This is a genomic window from Shewanella sp. SW1, assembly GCF_025653545.1.
GTDB classification, from domain to species: domain Bacteria; phylum Pseudomonadota; class Gammaproteobacteria; order Enterobacterales; family Shewanellaceae; genus Shewanella; species Shewanella oncorhynchi.
Map to the genome: position 1 here is coordinate 136255 of NZ_JAKKSG010000001.1, position 15150 is coordinate 151404.

Genomic DNA, 15150 nt, shown 5'->3' on the forward strand with positions numbered 1-15150 from the left:
GATCCGAATTGCAGTATACTTACGCGCGTAATTCAAGGTCATTAATTAAGGAATGGGTCACGTGAATCCTATTGTAAAGAGTTTTGAGTATGGTCAACATACAGTCACCCTGGAAACAGGTGTTATAGCGCGTCAAGCTGATGCAGCCGTTTTAGCGAGTATGGGTGACACGACAGTGTTAGTCACTGTTGTCGGTAAAAAAGATGCAGATGCAGGCCGTGACTTTTTCCCTCTGACTGTTAACTATCAAGAAAAAACCTACGCAGCGGGTAAAATTCCTGGTGGTTTCTTTAAGCGTGAAGGCCGTCCTTCAGAAGATGAGACATTAATCGCTCGTCTGATCGACCGTCCAATTCGCCCTCTTTTCCCTAATGGTTTCAAAAACGAAGTTCAAGTTATCATTACCGTAGTATCTGTCGATCCACAAATCGAGCCAGATATCATCTCCATGATCGGTACTTCTGCGGCACTGGCTATTTCTGGTATTCCATTCAGCGGTCCTTTAGGTGCTGCACGTGTGGGTTACATTGATGGCGAATACGTGTTGAACCCAAGTGTTGCACAACTTGCAACCAGTCAACTGAACTTAGTGGTTGCTGGTACTGCTGGTGCAGTATTAATGGTGGAATCAGAAGCCCAAGCATTACCAGAAGAAGTGATGTTAGGTTCTGTAGTTTACGGTCACGATCAACAACAAGTGGTTATCAAGGCGATTGCTGAATTTAAAGCAGAAGTCGGTAAACCAACTTGGGATTGGACTGCACCAACGCAAGATGCCGATTTAGTTGCCCAAATCAAAGAGCTTGCTGAAGCTGGTTTAGGTGATGCGTATAAAATCCAAGTTAAACAAGATCGTTATGCTCAAGTTTCTGTTGTTAAAGCAGCAGCAAAAGAAGCCTTGTTAGCGAGCAATCCAAGCGTTGATTTACGTGAAGTTGACAACTTACTGGGTAGCTTAGAGAAGAAAGTGGTTCGTGGTCGCATCATCCGTGGCGAGCCACGTATTGATGGTCGTGAACCAGACATGATCCGTGCCTTAAGTGTGTTAGCGGGCGTATTGCCACGTACTCACGGTAGTGCATTGTTCACTCGTGGCGAAACTCAAGCGTTAGTCACTTGTACTTTAGGTACTGAACGTGATGCTCAGAAGATCGACAGCATCATGGGCGAGCGCACTAACCGTTTTATGTTGCACTATAACTTCCCTCCATACTCTGTTGGTGAAACAGGCATGGTGGGATCACCTAAGCGCCGCGAAATCGGTCATGGTAAGTTAGCTTGGCGCGGTATTAACGCTGTTATGCCTTCAGCGGCTGAATTCCCATACAGCGTACGCGTTGTATCTGAAATCACTGAATCTAACGGTTCAAGCTCTATGGCGTCAGTATGTGGTACTTCTCTCGCGCTGATGGATGCCGGTGTACCTATCAAGACTTCTGTAGCGGGTATCGCTATGGGTCTAGTGAAAGAAGGCGATGATTTCGTTGTTCTTTCTGACATTTTAGGTGATGAAGATCATTTAGGTGACATGGACTTTAAAGTTGCGGGTACGCGTGATGGTATTACTGCACTGCAGATGGATATCAAGATCGAAGGTATCACTAAAGAAATCATGGATATCGCACTGCAACAAGCCTATGGTGCACGTGTACATATCCTGAACGTGATGGATCAAGCGATTGGTTCACACCGTGATGATATTTCTGATCACGCTCCACGTATCACTGTTATCAAGATCAACCCAGAAAAAATCCGTGACGTTATCGGTAAAGGTGGTGCAGTTATCCGTGCTCTGACCGAAGAAACGGGCACTACGATTGAACTGGAAGATGATGGTACTGTGAAGATCGCTTCTTCAAACGGCGAAGCAACTAAAGAAGCTATCCGTCGTATCGAAGAAATCACATCAGAAGTTGAAGTGGGTCGTATCTACAATGGTAAGGTTATCCGTATCGTTGATTTCGGCGCGTTCGTGAACATTCTGCCGGGCAAAGACGGTTTAGTACACATTTCACAAATCAGTGATGAACGTGTTGCTAACGTGTCTGATCACCTTGAGCTGAACCAAGAAGTTGCCGTTAAGGTGATGGAAGTGGATCGTCAAGGCCGCGTACGTCTGTCAATTAAAGAAGCACAAACGAAAGAAGCTGCTGCTGAATAATGAGTCTTTGACTTATTTATAGTCACACACTTTTTAAGTGATTGCATCAAAAGGAGATCAAATGATCTCCTTTTTTGTTTTAGCATTAAGAAAGTCAGTATTAATCTTAATTCCCTAATAGCGGTCCTGTGGTGGGATTGCTATCATGAAGATTCTTCTGCGTATGTTGGGAATCTAAAAAGGTAGAAATGGATGAGTCTTAAAATTAGAACCGCTGTCGTTGCTGTGCTGGCCAGTGCCAGTCTGTTGTTAGCCGGATGCGCAACCACCCAGTCTCCTTTAGATAACCATAATGATGTTGAAGGTAAATTGGTTGTCGCGCCAGTTATGCCTGATTATAAAGTCGAAGTGACACTGGCAAAACTCAACGAGATTTTGGCTACGGTCGAACTGACGAATGAACAGAGAGCCAGATTTCATTACGATCGTGGTGTGATTTACGACAGTGTGGGCTTAAGACTGCTTGCACGGATTGATTTTATGCAAGCGTTAAAACTTCAGCCTGATCTCGCTGATGCCTATAATTTCCTTGGAATTTATTACACCCAAGAAGGTGAATACGACAGCGCCTATGAAGCCTTCGATGGCGTATTAGAGTTAGCACCTAATTATGATTATGCCTATTTGAATCGCGGTATTGCTTTGTACTATGGTGACCGTATTGATTTAGCGACTAAAGATATGCAGGCGTTTTATGCAGGCGACAATAAAGATGGTTATCGGGCATTATGGCTGTATTTGATTGATTTGAAAGCTGACTCCGTTGAAGCTAAAAAACAGTTAGCGCAGCATCGTCAGAATTTAGAAAATGATGCTTGGGCGACCGTTATCGTCGATTATTATTTAGGTAAAAAAAGCCGTGATGAGGTGTTTTCAGCCGCTAAAGTAGGCTTAACATATCCGAAAGAATATGCTGAACGTTTATGCGAAGCTTATTTTTACCTTGCAAAAATGGCGATAGAAACTAAGCAATATCAAGATGCGGCAAACTATTTTCGCTTAGCATTGGCAACCAATATCTATGATTTTGTCGAACATAGATATGCGCGTATTGAACTCGCCAAAGTCAAAGGTTTGCTCGAAGCCACAAAATAACCTCTCTCAGCCCGAGTTCATCTCGGGCTTTGCCTAGCCAAGCTCGAACTGAGGCGCTATAATTTGCGCCTTTTTAGCGATACAAGTGCATAGGTTAACATGTCAGGCAATAAAGTAGAGGTCGATAAACGTCGCACCTTCGCGATCATATCGCACCCCGACGCGGGTAAAACAACCATTACCGAAAAAGTGCTGTTATTCGGAAACGCTTTGCAGAAAGCGGGTACGGTTAAAGGCAAAAAATCGGGTCAGCATGCTAAGTCTGACTGGATGGAAATGGAAAAAGACCGTGGTATTTCTATTACTACGTCTGTCATGCAATTTCCCTATGGTGGCGCCCTTGTTAACCTACTCGATACGCCTGGTCACGAAGACTTCTCTGAAGATACTTATCGTACTCTGACGGCCGTTGACTCATGTTTGATGGTGATCGACTCTGCTAAGGGTGTTGAAGACCGTACGATCAAGTTGATGGAAGTGACACGTCTGCGTGATACGCCGATTGTGACCTTTATGAACAAACTCGACCGCGATATCCGTGATCCTATTGATCTGATGGATGAAGTCGAAAGCGTGCTGAATATTGCCTGTGCACCTATTACTTGGCCTATTGGCAGTGGTAAAGAGTTCAAAGGTATTTACCACATACTGCGTGATGAAGTGGTCTTGTATCAAGGCGGTATGGGACACACGATCCAAGAGCGTCGTGTAATTAAAGGCATTAATAATCCTGATCTTGAGAAAGCGATTGGCAGTTATGCCGCTGATTTGCGCAATGAGATGGAATTAGTGCGCGGCGCGTCGCATGAATTTGACCATGCAGCTTTCTTGAAAGGCGAGTTGACGCCAGTGTTCTTCGGTACTGCGCTAGGTAACTTTGGTGTGGACCATATTCTTGACGGCATCGTCGAGTGGGCACCTAAGCCATTACCGCGCGAAAGCGATACACGCGTTATCATGCCTGATGAAGAAAAATTCACCGGTTTCGTGTTCAAGATCCAAGCAAACATGGATCCAAAACACCGTGACCGTGTCGCCTTTATGCGTGTGTGTTCTGGCCGTTACGAGCAAGGCATGAAAATGCACCATGTGCGTATTGGTAAAGATGTTAACGTTAGCGATGCATTGACCTTTATGGCAGGCGATCGTGAGCGTGCTGAAGAAGCTTACCCAGGCGATATTATCGGTTTACATAACCATGGCACTATCCGTATTGGCGATACGTTTACCCAAGGTGAAAAATTCCGTTTCACTGGCGTACCTAACTTCGCCCCTGAAATGTTCCGCCGTATTCGTTTGCGCGATCCGCTTAAACAGAAGCAACTCTTAAAAGGCTTAGTACAGTTATCTGAAGAAGGTGCTGTACAAGTATTCCGCCCAATTGATACTAACGATTTGATTGTTGGCGCTGTGGGTGTACTGCAGTTTGAAGTGGTTGTTGGTCGTCTGAAGAGTGAATATAACGTTGAAGCTATTTACGAAGGTATTAGCGTGTCGACAGCTCGCTGGGTTTATTGTAAGGATGAGCGTAAGCTTGAAGAGTTCCGCCGTAAGTGTAGCCAAAACTTGGCTCTCGATGGTGGCGATAACTTAACCTATATTGCACCAACTATGGTTAACCTTAATCTTTCGATGGAAAGATATCCTGATATTGAGTTTGCGAAAACCCGCGAACATTAATAGGGTTCGGTCTAGAATAGTGGTTGAAATGGCGGTGAATTCACCGCCATTTTTGTATCTAATGAAAATTAAAAATCGGTTCTGGATGTGAATGATGGCGAATTGGATCACAAAAACATGGCAGGCTTATATTCATTGGTGCGACCGAATGGGGCTGACACCTGAAAATCGTCGCTGTTGCATGCCGCGCCTTGAAGATCCTCCATTAGCGGTAAAATGCGCCAAAGCTTTGGTGGTTGACGAAACGGTATCACCACCAGAACCTCATTCAATTGGTAAATCGACCGCAGAGTGAGGCATTTACTGTGATTGATACCCACGCCCATTTGGATTTTGCCGAGTTTGATGTTGACCGCGACGATGTGGTGTTACGAATGCACAGTGTTGGCGTAGATAATCTGATTATTCCCGGTGTGTCCCCGCGGCACTGGCACAAACAGCTCGCCGTTGCCGAACAATACCAAACTTATTTTGCCCTTGGTATTCATCCTTGGTTTTGTCCAGAGGATGTTGATGCTGGGATCTTAGCATTAACATCTCAAGTTTCGGCGTTACTAGAATGTCCTCGCTTTGTTGCTATTGGTGAATGTGGCTTAGATAAGCTCTATTCCTCAACTTGGCCTCAGCAGCTCGCATTTTTTGAGGCACAATTAGCTTTAGCTAAGTCCGTTAATCTGCCAGTTATTATTCATAGCGTAAAAGCACATTCAGAGGTTTTAGGATGTTTGAAAAAGCATCAATTGCCTAGAGGCGGTGTTATACATGCTTTTTCTGGCAGTACTGAAATTGCACTGGAATATATCAAATTAGGTTTTAAGCTGGGAATTGGTGGTTTGATTATGAACCCTAATGCTAAAAAATTGCTCAAAACTGTCAGCGAATTACCACTTCAGCACTTCATACTTGAGACTGACTCTCCTGCAATGACTCCGCTAAATGTTACTGAAAAACGTAACCAGCCCGCTAACCTTGTTCTTTTTATAGACAAAATTGCCAATTTGCAAAAAAAATCAAGTGTTCTAATATCAGAACACTTGGTGTCGAATGTAATGCAACTGTTTGACCTTTAGCTGTTTTTAAATAAACAGGTGTAGGTCGCACTAGCATTCTGCACTAAGCGATTGAAATTAAACTCCAAAAATATGATCAAAACGACGATTTTCGACTTTGCCTCGGGTATAATCTGACTCGGAAATAGGTTGATTAACAACATAATTAAAAAGTGTTAACAATAGGGTGATGGTTAATGGATATATTAATGAGTTTAGTAGGGGTGGTCACCCTACTTGCGATAGGTTTCCTCCTATCGAATAACAAAAAAGCAATTAATTTACGTACAGTGGGTGGCGCGTTAGCTATCCAAGCTGCCTTCGGTGGTTTTGTACTGTATATTCCTGTTGGTAAAGACATTCTGAAAGGGATGTCTGATGCGGTTTCTAGCGTTATTGGTTACGCACAAAACGGTATCGGTTTCCTGTTTGGTGATTTAGCTAACTTTAAACTTGGCTTTATCTTCGCAGTTAACGTGTTACCCGTTATTGTGTTCTTCTCTTCTCTGATTGCGGTTCTATATTACTTAGGCGTTATGCAGTGGATCATCCGTATCATCGGTGGTGGTTTACAAAAAGCATTGGGCACAAGCCGTACTGAATCGATGTCAGCAACAGCTAACATCTTCGTTGGTCAGACTGAAGCCCCATTAGTGGTTCGCCCATTCATTCCAACTATGACGCTGTCTGAACTGTTTGCGATCATGGTGGGTGGTTTGGCATCAATCGCGGGTTCAGTATTGGCTGGTTACGCGCAGATGGGTGTACCTATCGAATACTTAGTTGCCGCTTCATTCATGGCAGCACCAGGTGGTCTATTAATGGCTAAACTGATGCACCCTGAAACTGAAGCTGCTAAAAATGACATGAGCGATTTACCAGAAGATCCTGACAAACCAGCTAACGTATTAGACGCCGCTGCTGCAGGTGCTTCATCTGGTATGCATTTAGCCTTAAACGTAGGCGCTATGTTGTTAGCCTTCGTTGGTTTGATCGCTATGGTCAACGGCATTATTGGTGGTGTGGGTGGTTGGTTTGGCGTTGAAGGTTTAACACTTGAACTGATCCTTGGCTATGTGTTTATGCCATTAGCATTCCTTATCGGTGTGCCTTGGAATGAAGCATTAGTAGCAGGTTCTTTCATCGGTCAAAAGATCATTGTTAACGAATTCGTTGCTTACTTAAACTTTGCTCCATATATCTCTGATGCTGCCACTACTTGTACAGCGGTTGCTGCTGAAGTTGTTAAAGGCCTGCCGTTATGCGTTGCTGAAACTCAAGCTGTGATGACTCATAGAACACAAGCGATTATTTCGTTTGCTCTGTGTGGTTTCGCTAACTTGTCTTCAATCGCGATTTTGCTTGGTGGTTTAGGTGCTATGGCTCCTAACCGTCGTCATGATTTAGCTACAATGGGTATTCGTGCGGTTATCGCCGGCTCTTTAGCTAACTTAATGAGCGCAACACTTGCTGGTTTGTTCTTAGCTATCTAAGTAACAACAGCAGGGGGAAACCCCACTAACTGGGTCCTGACCATGCAGGGCAGGGCCTAAGTTAATTCAACCATTTTCCAGTAGTGATTCCTGTAGTGAATAGTTTCTCCAATTGAAAGATACAGAATGCAACTGAAGTGTAGCTGTCATTCTGTCTTAAATGTCGTGAGTCTACGGTTACGTTAATTAATCGTAATGCAGAAGTCGCGACTTTGTTCACAATTAAGAATTTTGTGTTTGTGATTTTACGCTAGATTATTGAGATTTTTTTTAATCTAGGTAGAATGCGAACGCCACAAAAAGAACGCTACCCTCGATGGTAGCAAACAAGATAAATGGGGTTGATGATGAAAAACGTTAAAACTTTAGCTTTAGCCGCTACTGCAGTAGCAGCAATCTCTGGCAACGCATTTGCTGCTGATCGTACTGATCTTCACGGTACTGATTATAAGTGGATGCAGTTCAACGCTATGTACTCTATTGGTGAAAAGCCAGATAACCCAGCAACAGGCGATCAACATAACTATTTAGAAATGGAATTCGGCGGTCGTTCTGGCGTATTCGATCTATACGGTTATGTTGACGTATTCAACTTAGCAAACCAATCAAGCAGCAACGGTGACAAGAACCCAGGTTCTGGCACAAGCAAAATTTTCATGAAGTTTGCTCCACGTGTGTCTATCGATGCTTTGACTGGTAAAGACTTATCTTTTGGCCCAGTTCAAGAAGTTTACTTCTCTACTCTGTTCAACTGGGACGGTCTGAATGGTGAAGGCGTTAACTCTTCATTCTGGGGTGTTGGTGCTGATGTAAACGTGCCTTGGTTAGGCAAAACAGGTATGAACCTATATGGTTTTTACGACCTGAATGCTAAAGAGTGGAACGGATATCAGTTCTCTGCTAACTGGTTCAAACCTTTCTACTTCTTTGATAACAAGAGCTTCCTGTCATTCCAAGGTTACATCGATTATCAATTCGGTGCAGATGAAGACCAAGCTGCTTTCGTACCAAAAACGTCAAACGGTGGTAACATCTTCTTCGGCCTATACTGGCATTCAGATCGTTATGCTCTGGGCTATGGCTTGAAAGGCTTCAAAGACGTTTATCTGTTAGAAGATGGTGCTGGTGCTCTAGCTCTAGAATCAACAGGTTGGTCACACTACCTGTCAGCAACTTACAAGTTCTAATCTCTTGTAATTATTGCTTGTTGGAGCCGCATTATGCGGCTCCATCTTTAGTTTTACCATGAGTCTTTATCTAAGCCTATTAGGCTAACAAGTGGGTTTATATAAAGGTTTGTGTTTTTCTCGCGCTAAAATGGATTTTTCGCGGAAAAGTAGGAGCAAGATTTTATTCGTATCCTCTCTTCCGGTCTTCAAGGATTCAAGTCGTGGTCACTTATAAGTTATTTTAAGTGTCAGGATGCCTATTGTTCTTTATGACTTAGGCAAGATTGAATACCTACAACAAGGTAGTTTGTACAAGCAAATTACTCGGCACCGCCTGAAGGCCCGGCCATATAAAAATAATCAAAATAATGCCACCTCTCAAGCGTTGCGTTTATGCGACTGATTTCTATTCATTTAATTTTTATTTTGGAGAGCTATTATGACTGATTTAAAAAAAGCAGCACAACGCGCCATTGAGTTAATGGACTTAACGACTTTGAATGATGACGACACAGATCAAAAAGTGATCGACCTGTGCCACAAAGCGAAAACGGCTGCGGGCAATACTGCCGCTATCTGCATTTATCCACGTTTCATCCCGATTGCACGCAAGACGTTAGATGAGATCGGTGCTGAAGATATCCAAATCGCCACTGTGACTAACTTCCCCCATGGCAATGATGACATTGCCATTGCTGTGCTAGAAACTCGCGCCGCTGTTGCTTATGGTGCCGACGAAGTTGACGTGGTATTCCCATACCGCGCACTGATGGAAGGCAATGAAACAATTGGTTTTGAATTAGTTAAAGCCTGTAAAGAAGCCTGTGGTGAAGTCTTGTTAAAAGTCATCATCGAATCTGGCGTGTTAGCTGATCCTGCACTTATCCGCCGTGCATCAGAGCTTTCAATCGATGCAGGTGCTGACTTTATTAAAACCTCTACTGGTAAAGTGCCTGTAAACGCCACACTTGAAGCCGCTGAAATCATGTTAACTGTGATTAGCGAGAAGAATACACAAGTAGGCTTCAAGCCTGCCGGTGGTGTGCGTGATGCTGCACAAGCGGCTGAATTCCTAGGTGTTGCTGAGCGTATTTTAGGTGCTGATTGGGTTTCACCACGTACCTTTAGATTTGGTGCTTCAAGTTTACTAAACAGCTTGTTACACACACTAGAATTAGCTGATGCGCCTAAGCCGACTCAAGGCTATTAATTGCAAACTATCGCTGATTAATACTATCAGCGTATAGCGAGCCTAATTAAGTGTGACCTAAATCTATTTGGCAAACTCAAAACTTCGATAGTATGAACTTGTAATATTGCTACAGTTTTGATGTTTCATTGCAAAGATAAGCACTAGCGACAGGGTTGTTAGTGCCTATCTTGGAGGCAGTATCATGTTTCTAGCTCAAGAGATTATTCGTAAAAAACGTAATGGTTTAGCGCTAAGTTCCGCAGAAATACAGTTCTTTGTTCAAGGTATCACTACTAACGCAGTGTCCGAAGGCCAGATCGCGGCATTAGGCATGGCTGTGTACTTTAATGACATGAATATGGATGAAAGAATCGCTTTAACAACAGCGATGCGTGATTCTGGCACTGTACTTAATTGGCAGTCATTGGGACTCAATGGCCCTGTTATTGACAAGCACAGCACTGGCGGTGTGGGCGATGTGATTAGCCTTATGCTTGGCCCTATGGCTGCGGCTTGTGGTGGTTATGTGCCTATGATTTCTGGGCGTGGCCTAGGTCATACGGGCGGCACGCTCGATAAGTTTGATGCAATTCCGGGTTATCAAACTGAGCCATCAAGTGAATTGTTCCGCAAAGTGGTTAAAGAAGTCGGTGTGGCGATTATTGGCCAAACAGGCGATCTCGTTCCTGCCGACAAACGTTTCTATTCTATCCGCGATAATACCGCCACTGTTGAATCCATTTCCCTCATCACAGCGTCGATTTTGTCTAAGAAATTAGCCTGTAATTTAGATGCGCTAGCGATGGATGTGAAAGTCGGTAGTGGTGCTTTCATGCCAACCTATGAAGCATCGGAAGAATTAGCTCGCAGTATTGCAGCTGTTGCTAATGGCGCGGGCACTAAAACGACAGCTTTGCTTACCGATATGAATCAAGTGCTTGCATCTTGCGCCGGTAACGCGGTTGAAGTGAAAGAAGCCATCGACTTTTTAACGGGTGCTTACCGTAACCCGCGTTTATATGAAGTCACTATGGGTCTTTGCGCTGAGATGTTGCTTCTGGGCGGTCTTGCAAGCAATGAAGCCGATGCTCGCGCTAAACTGAATCGTGTACTCGACAATGGTCGCGCTGCAGAACTCTTTGGCAAGATGGTGTCGGGTCTTGGTGGTCCAGTCGATTTTGTTGAAAACTACAATAAATACCTACCGCAATCACAAATTATTCGTCCAGTTTTTGCCGATATGAAAGGTTATGCCTATAGCATGGATACCCGTGAATTAGGTTTAGCGGTTGTGACCTTAGGTGGCGGCCGCCGTAAGCCCGGTGATGCACTAGACTATAGTGTTGGCTTAACTCAAGTGTGTGCTTTAGGCGATAAAGTAGATTCATCGACTCCGATTGCCGTTATCCATGCACAGTCTGAAGCCGCCTTCGCGGAAGCTGAACTTGCGGTGAAAAAAGCGATTCACATTGGTGAAACCGCTCCAGAAAAAACACCTGAGATCTATGCCTATATTCGTGCATCGGATCTTTAAGGAAGAATTATGAAACGTACCATTATTATGATGTTGGACTCCTTTGGAGTCGGTGCTTCTGCTGATGCAGCAAGCTTTGGTGATGTCGGTTCCGATACCTTTGGCCATATTGCTAAAGTATGCGCCGAAGGCAAAGCCGATATTGGCCGTGAAGGCCCGCTGAAATTACCTAACTTAGCGCGCTTAGGTTTAGGCCATGCAGCGATGGAAAGTACTGGCGCCTTTGCCCCCGGTTTTGGCGATAATGTTGAGCTGATTGGTGCTTATGGTCATGCACAAGAGTTAAGTTCGGGTAAAGATACGCCGAGCGGTCACTGGGAGATGGCGGGCGTGCCCGTACTATTCGAGTGGGGTTATTTCAGCGAGCATCAAAATTCTTTTCCTAAAGAACTGACGGATAAGATCTTAGCCCGTGCAGGTCTGGATGGATTCTTAGGTAATTGCCATGCCTCAGGTACAACTATTTTAGAAGAGTTAGGCGAAGAGCACATGCGCTCTGGCAAGCCTATTTTCTACACCTCTGCTGATTCAGTATTCCAAATCGCTTGTCATGAAGAAACCTTCGGTTTAGACAATCTCTATCGTCTTTGCGAAATAACCCGTGAAGAGTTAGAGCCTTACAACATAGGTCGCGTCATTGCCCGTCCATTTGATGGTACTGGTCCAAGTGATTTTGCCCGTACTGGCAATCGTAAGGATTATTCGCTCGCGCCACCTGCAAAAACTGTACTCGATAAGCTGAAAGAGGCTGGCGGTGAAGTAGTGAGTGTGGGCAAGATTGCCGACATTTATGCTTACTGTGGTATCACTAAAAAAGTGAAGGCGAACGGCCTAGAAGCACTTTTCGATGCGACCTTAGCCGAAGTGAAATCTGCGGGTGATAACACTATAGTGTTTACTAACTTCGTTGATTTCGACTCTCACTACGGTCATCGCCGTGATGTTGCTGGCTACGCCAAAGGGCTGGAATATTTCGATGCCCGTTTGCCTGAAATGCTCGCATTATTAGGTGAAGACGATCTGCTGATTTTAACGGCGGATCACGGCTGCGATCCAACATGGCAAGGCACGGATCATACCCGTGAATATGTGCCAGTATTAGCCTTTGGCGCTGGATTGAAAGCGGGATCGCTGGGTCGTCGTAATAGCTTTGCCGATATCGGCCAATCTATTGCGAGCCACTTTAAGCTTGAACCTATGGCCTATGGCGAATCGTTCCTTTAGGCAAATTAGCATTTATTTCGATTTGGCGGCTGACATTTGCCGCCAGTAAACAAAGACTTAAGTCTTAATAAAATAAACAGGGGTTATTTCGATGGCAACACCACACATTAATGCTGTAGAGGGCGCATTCGCTGAGACAATGCTGTTTCCAGGCGATCCATTACGTGCAAAATATATTGCTGAAACATTCTTAGAAAATGTTGAGCAAGTGACTGATGTTCGAAACATGCTAGGTTTTACTGGTACTTACAAAGGTAAGCGTATTTCAGTAATGGGTTCTGGCATGGGTATTCCTTCATGCTCAATCTATGCAACTGAATTAATTCGTGATTACGGCGTTAAGAACCTGATCCGTGTGGGTACTTGTGGTGCGATCAGCACTGACGTTAAAGTACGTGACGTGATCATCGGTATGGGTGCATGTACTGACTCAGCGGTTAACCGTTTACGTTTTAAAGGCCAAGATTTTGCCGCTATCGCTAACTATGAGCTGATGAATGCGGTTATCGAATCTGCGAAAGCTCGTGGCACTAAAGTTCGCGTAGGTAACATTTTCTCTGCGGACCTGTTCTACACTCCTGATCCACAAATGTTTGACGTGATGGAGAAGATGGGCGTATTAGGCGTAGAAATGGAAGCGGCTGGTTTGTACGGCGTTGCCCATGAGTTTGGTGCACGTGCCCTGTGCGTTGTGACTGTATCTGACCACATACGCACCGGTGAAAAGACTTCTGCAGAAGAACGTCAAACCACATTCAATGACATGATCATCATGACATTAGAAGCGGCGATTACACTGTAACTGTTACGCTGTAAGAGTGAGTGTCAATAAAAAAGAGGCTATATGCCTCTTTTTTATTGTCTCAAATTCATTCAAAGCATAATGATGTCAATGCTTATGTGCTAATGTTACTGGCTACCTACATTTTACTCATCTATTATTAACTGTTGGTAATTTTTATCGTAATACTAAAATTTTTAAAGGTAAATAGCTGAAAAGCTTGTCAAAAATATGGCTAAAATCGAAAGGTTGACACAAGGGGAATTTCAACGGGGCTTCTCATTAATTGAAGTGCTTGTTGCGTTAGTGATCTTAGTCATTGGCTTAATTGGCATTTTTAATCTGCATATTGTTGCAAAGCGTGGCAGCTTCGAGTCATTTCAGCAAACCCAAGCCTCCTATTATGCGAACGATATTATCAATCGAATGAAGCTGAATAGAACACAACTGGGCAATTACGATGGAGAGTACACAGGTACTCTGAGTAAACCCGGTAGTGTTTGTGATGTTGCAGTTGGAGCCGTGAATATATGTACTCCAGAAGAGACAGAAGCTTGGGACCTATATCAGTGGGAGCAGAGTTTTATGGGGGCTGCTGAAGTTGTGGATAGTCAGAATGTTGGGGGATTAGATTCGCCAACGGCTTGTATTAATGTAAATGGTTCAACTGTAACAGTTACTGTTGCATGGAGAGGGATCCAAGAGGGCGCGGGTACAAGTTATTCAGGCAGTGAATGCGGAAAAGATATTGGTACGCGTAGACGGCTTTTTATTCTTTCGACAATGATTATTTAGGTTAATTATTATGGCCAACTCAAAAAACTGTCAGAAAGGGATGTCATTAGTCGAGTTAATGGTCTCTATGGTTATTGGCCTATTTCTCACTCTTGGCCTTTTTGCCATGTTTAGCATGTCCTCTTCCAATGTAATTACGACGAGCCAATTTAGTCAATTGCAAGAAAATGGCCGAATTGCTTTATCAATAATGGAAAGAGACATCAGCCAATTTGGATTTATGGCGGAAATGAATTCTACTACTACGCCAACCATATTGGATGCTGTAGGGAATGACTGTATTGGTGCCGGACTTAACAATGCAACCCTACCTAATGGTGTTAATTTTTACTATTTATGGGGATATGAAGAAGGTGTAAGTGCTGATTCTTTAAGCTGTCTGGATGGTGTTAATAAAAATACAGATGTGATACAAATTAAAAGATTAGTTGGTCCGTCAGTTAAAAATCCTAATGGAGAGCGTTTTTATATGGCGATAACCTCGGAGTTTGCAGTTATTTTTAAAGGTGGAAATCCCCCCGTGCCTGTTATTGATAATGCACGTTTTTGGGAATATCAACATCATGTCTATTTTATTAAAAATGATGGTTCCGTACCTGTTTTACGCCGAAAAACTTTAACTAAAAATAATGGCATGAACAACGAAGAACAGTTAGTTGAAGGCATAGAGAATATGCGTATTCTCTATGGTTTTGATAGTAACGGAGATGATACGGCCGATAGTTTTATGCCAGCAGAAAACGTAACTAGTTTGATGTGGGATAACGTCACTATTCGGCTTGTCGCATTAAGAATTTTCTTACTTGTTCGTGCTACTAATGAAGATAAAAATTATATTAATGATGTAACTTATATTTTAGGTGATAAAGAAATTATGGGATTTAATGACCATTACCGCCGTAAAGTAATGTCAACCACAGTAATGGTCGAAAATCCTGTACCGGCTCCACAGTTTAATTAGTTATTTAAGCAACATT

General features: G+C 43.6%; 13 protein-coding genes. All 13 read left to right on the forward strand.

Features of this window, described 5'->3' with window-relative positions; translation table 11 throughout:
• Positions 1–61 precede the first annotated feature (61 nt).
• Positions 62–2161 (forward strand): polyribonucleotide nucleotidyltransferase, encoded by a 2100-nt coding sequence (gene pnp / locus L5M71_RS00715; protein ID WP_263205887.1) that lies wholly within the window; start codon positions 62–64, stop codon positions 2159–2161.
• 192 nt (positions 2162–2353) lie between these two features.
• A complete protein-coding gene (gene nlpI, locus L5M71_RS00720) occupies positions 2354–3256 on the forward strand; it encodes a lipoprotein NlpI (protein WP_168822816.1) in 903 nt (300 codons plus the stop codon).
• A gap of 99 nt (positions 3257–3355) precedes the next feature.
• Complete coding sequence (gene prfC / locus L5M71_RS00725) at positions 3356–4936, forward strand: peptide chain release factor 3 (RefSeq protein WP_105251704.1); 1581 nt, start codon at positions 3356–3358, stop codon at positions 4934–4936.
• A gap of 91 nt (positions 4937–5027) precedes the next feature.
• Positions 5028–5231 carry a hypothetical protein gene (locus L5M71_RS00730; protein ID WP_105251705.1) on the forward strand — a complete coding sequence of 68 codons (204 nt, stop codon included), beginning with the start codon at positions 5028–5030 and terminating at the stop codon, positions 5229–5231.
• A gap of 10 nt (positions 5232–5241) precedes the next feature.
• Positions 5242–6006 (forward strand): TatD family hydrolase, encoded by a 765-nt coding sequence (locus L5M71_RS00735; RefSeq protein ID WP_263176272.1) that lies wholly within the window; start codon positions 5242–5244, stop codon positions 6004–6006.
• A gap of 176 nt (positions 6007–6182) precedes the next feature.
• Positions 6183–7478 carry a NupC/NupG family nucleoside CNT transporter gene (locus tag L5M71_RS00740; RefSeq protein ID WP_263205890.1) on the forward strand — a complete coding sequence of 432 codons (1296 nt, stop codon included), beginning with the start codon at positions 6183–6185 and terminating at the stop codon, positions 7476–7478.
• Between the two features lie 347 nt (positions 7479–7825).
• Positions 7826–8665 (forward strand): outer membrane protein OmpK, encoded by an 840-nt coding sequence (locus L5M71_RS00745; RefSeq protein WP_113939307.1) that lies wholly within the window; start codon positions 7826–7828, stop codon positions 8663–8665.
• Between the two features lie 421 nt (positions 8666–9086).
• A complete protein-coding gene (deoC, locus tag L5M71_RS00750) occupies positions 9087–9857 on the forward strand; it encodes a deoxyribose-phosphate aldolase (RefSeq protein ID WP_006086931.1) in 771 nt (256 codons plus the stop codon).
• A 184-nt stretch (positions 9858–10041) separates the two neighbouring features.
• A complete protein-coding gene (deoA, locus tag L5M71_RS00755) occupies positions 10042–11373 on the forward strand; it encodes a thymidine phosphorylase (protein WP_263195675.1) in 1332 nt (443 codons plus the stop codon).
• Between the two features lie 9 nt (positions 11374–11382).
• Complete coding sequence (locus L5M71_RS00760) at positions 11383–12597, forward strand: phosphopentomutase (RefSeq protein WP_263205892.1); 1215 nt, start codon at positions 11383–11385, stop codon at positions 12595–12597.
• 91 nt (positions 12598–12688) lie between these two features.
• A complete protein-coding gene (gene deoD / locus L5M71_RS00765) occupies positions 12689–13399 on the forward strand; it encodes a purine-nucleoside phosphorylase (protein WP_113939310.1) in 711 nt (236 codons plus the stop codon).
• A 186-nt stretch (positions 13400–13585) separates the two neighbouring features.
• Positions 13586–14173: a type IV pilus modification protein PilV gene (pilV, locus tag L5M71_RS00770; protein ID WP_263206147.1), complete on the forward strand. Its 588-nt coding sequence runs from the start codon at positions 13586–13588 to the stop codon at positions 14171–14173.
• A gap of 10 nt (positions 14174–14183) precedes the next feature.
• Complete coding sequence (locus L5M71_RS00775; RefSeq protein ID WP_263205894.1) at positions 14184–15134, forward strand: PilW family protein; 951 nt, start codon at positions 14184–14186, stop codon at positions 15132–15134.
• Positions 15135–15150 lie beyond the last annotated feature (16 nt).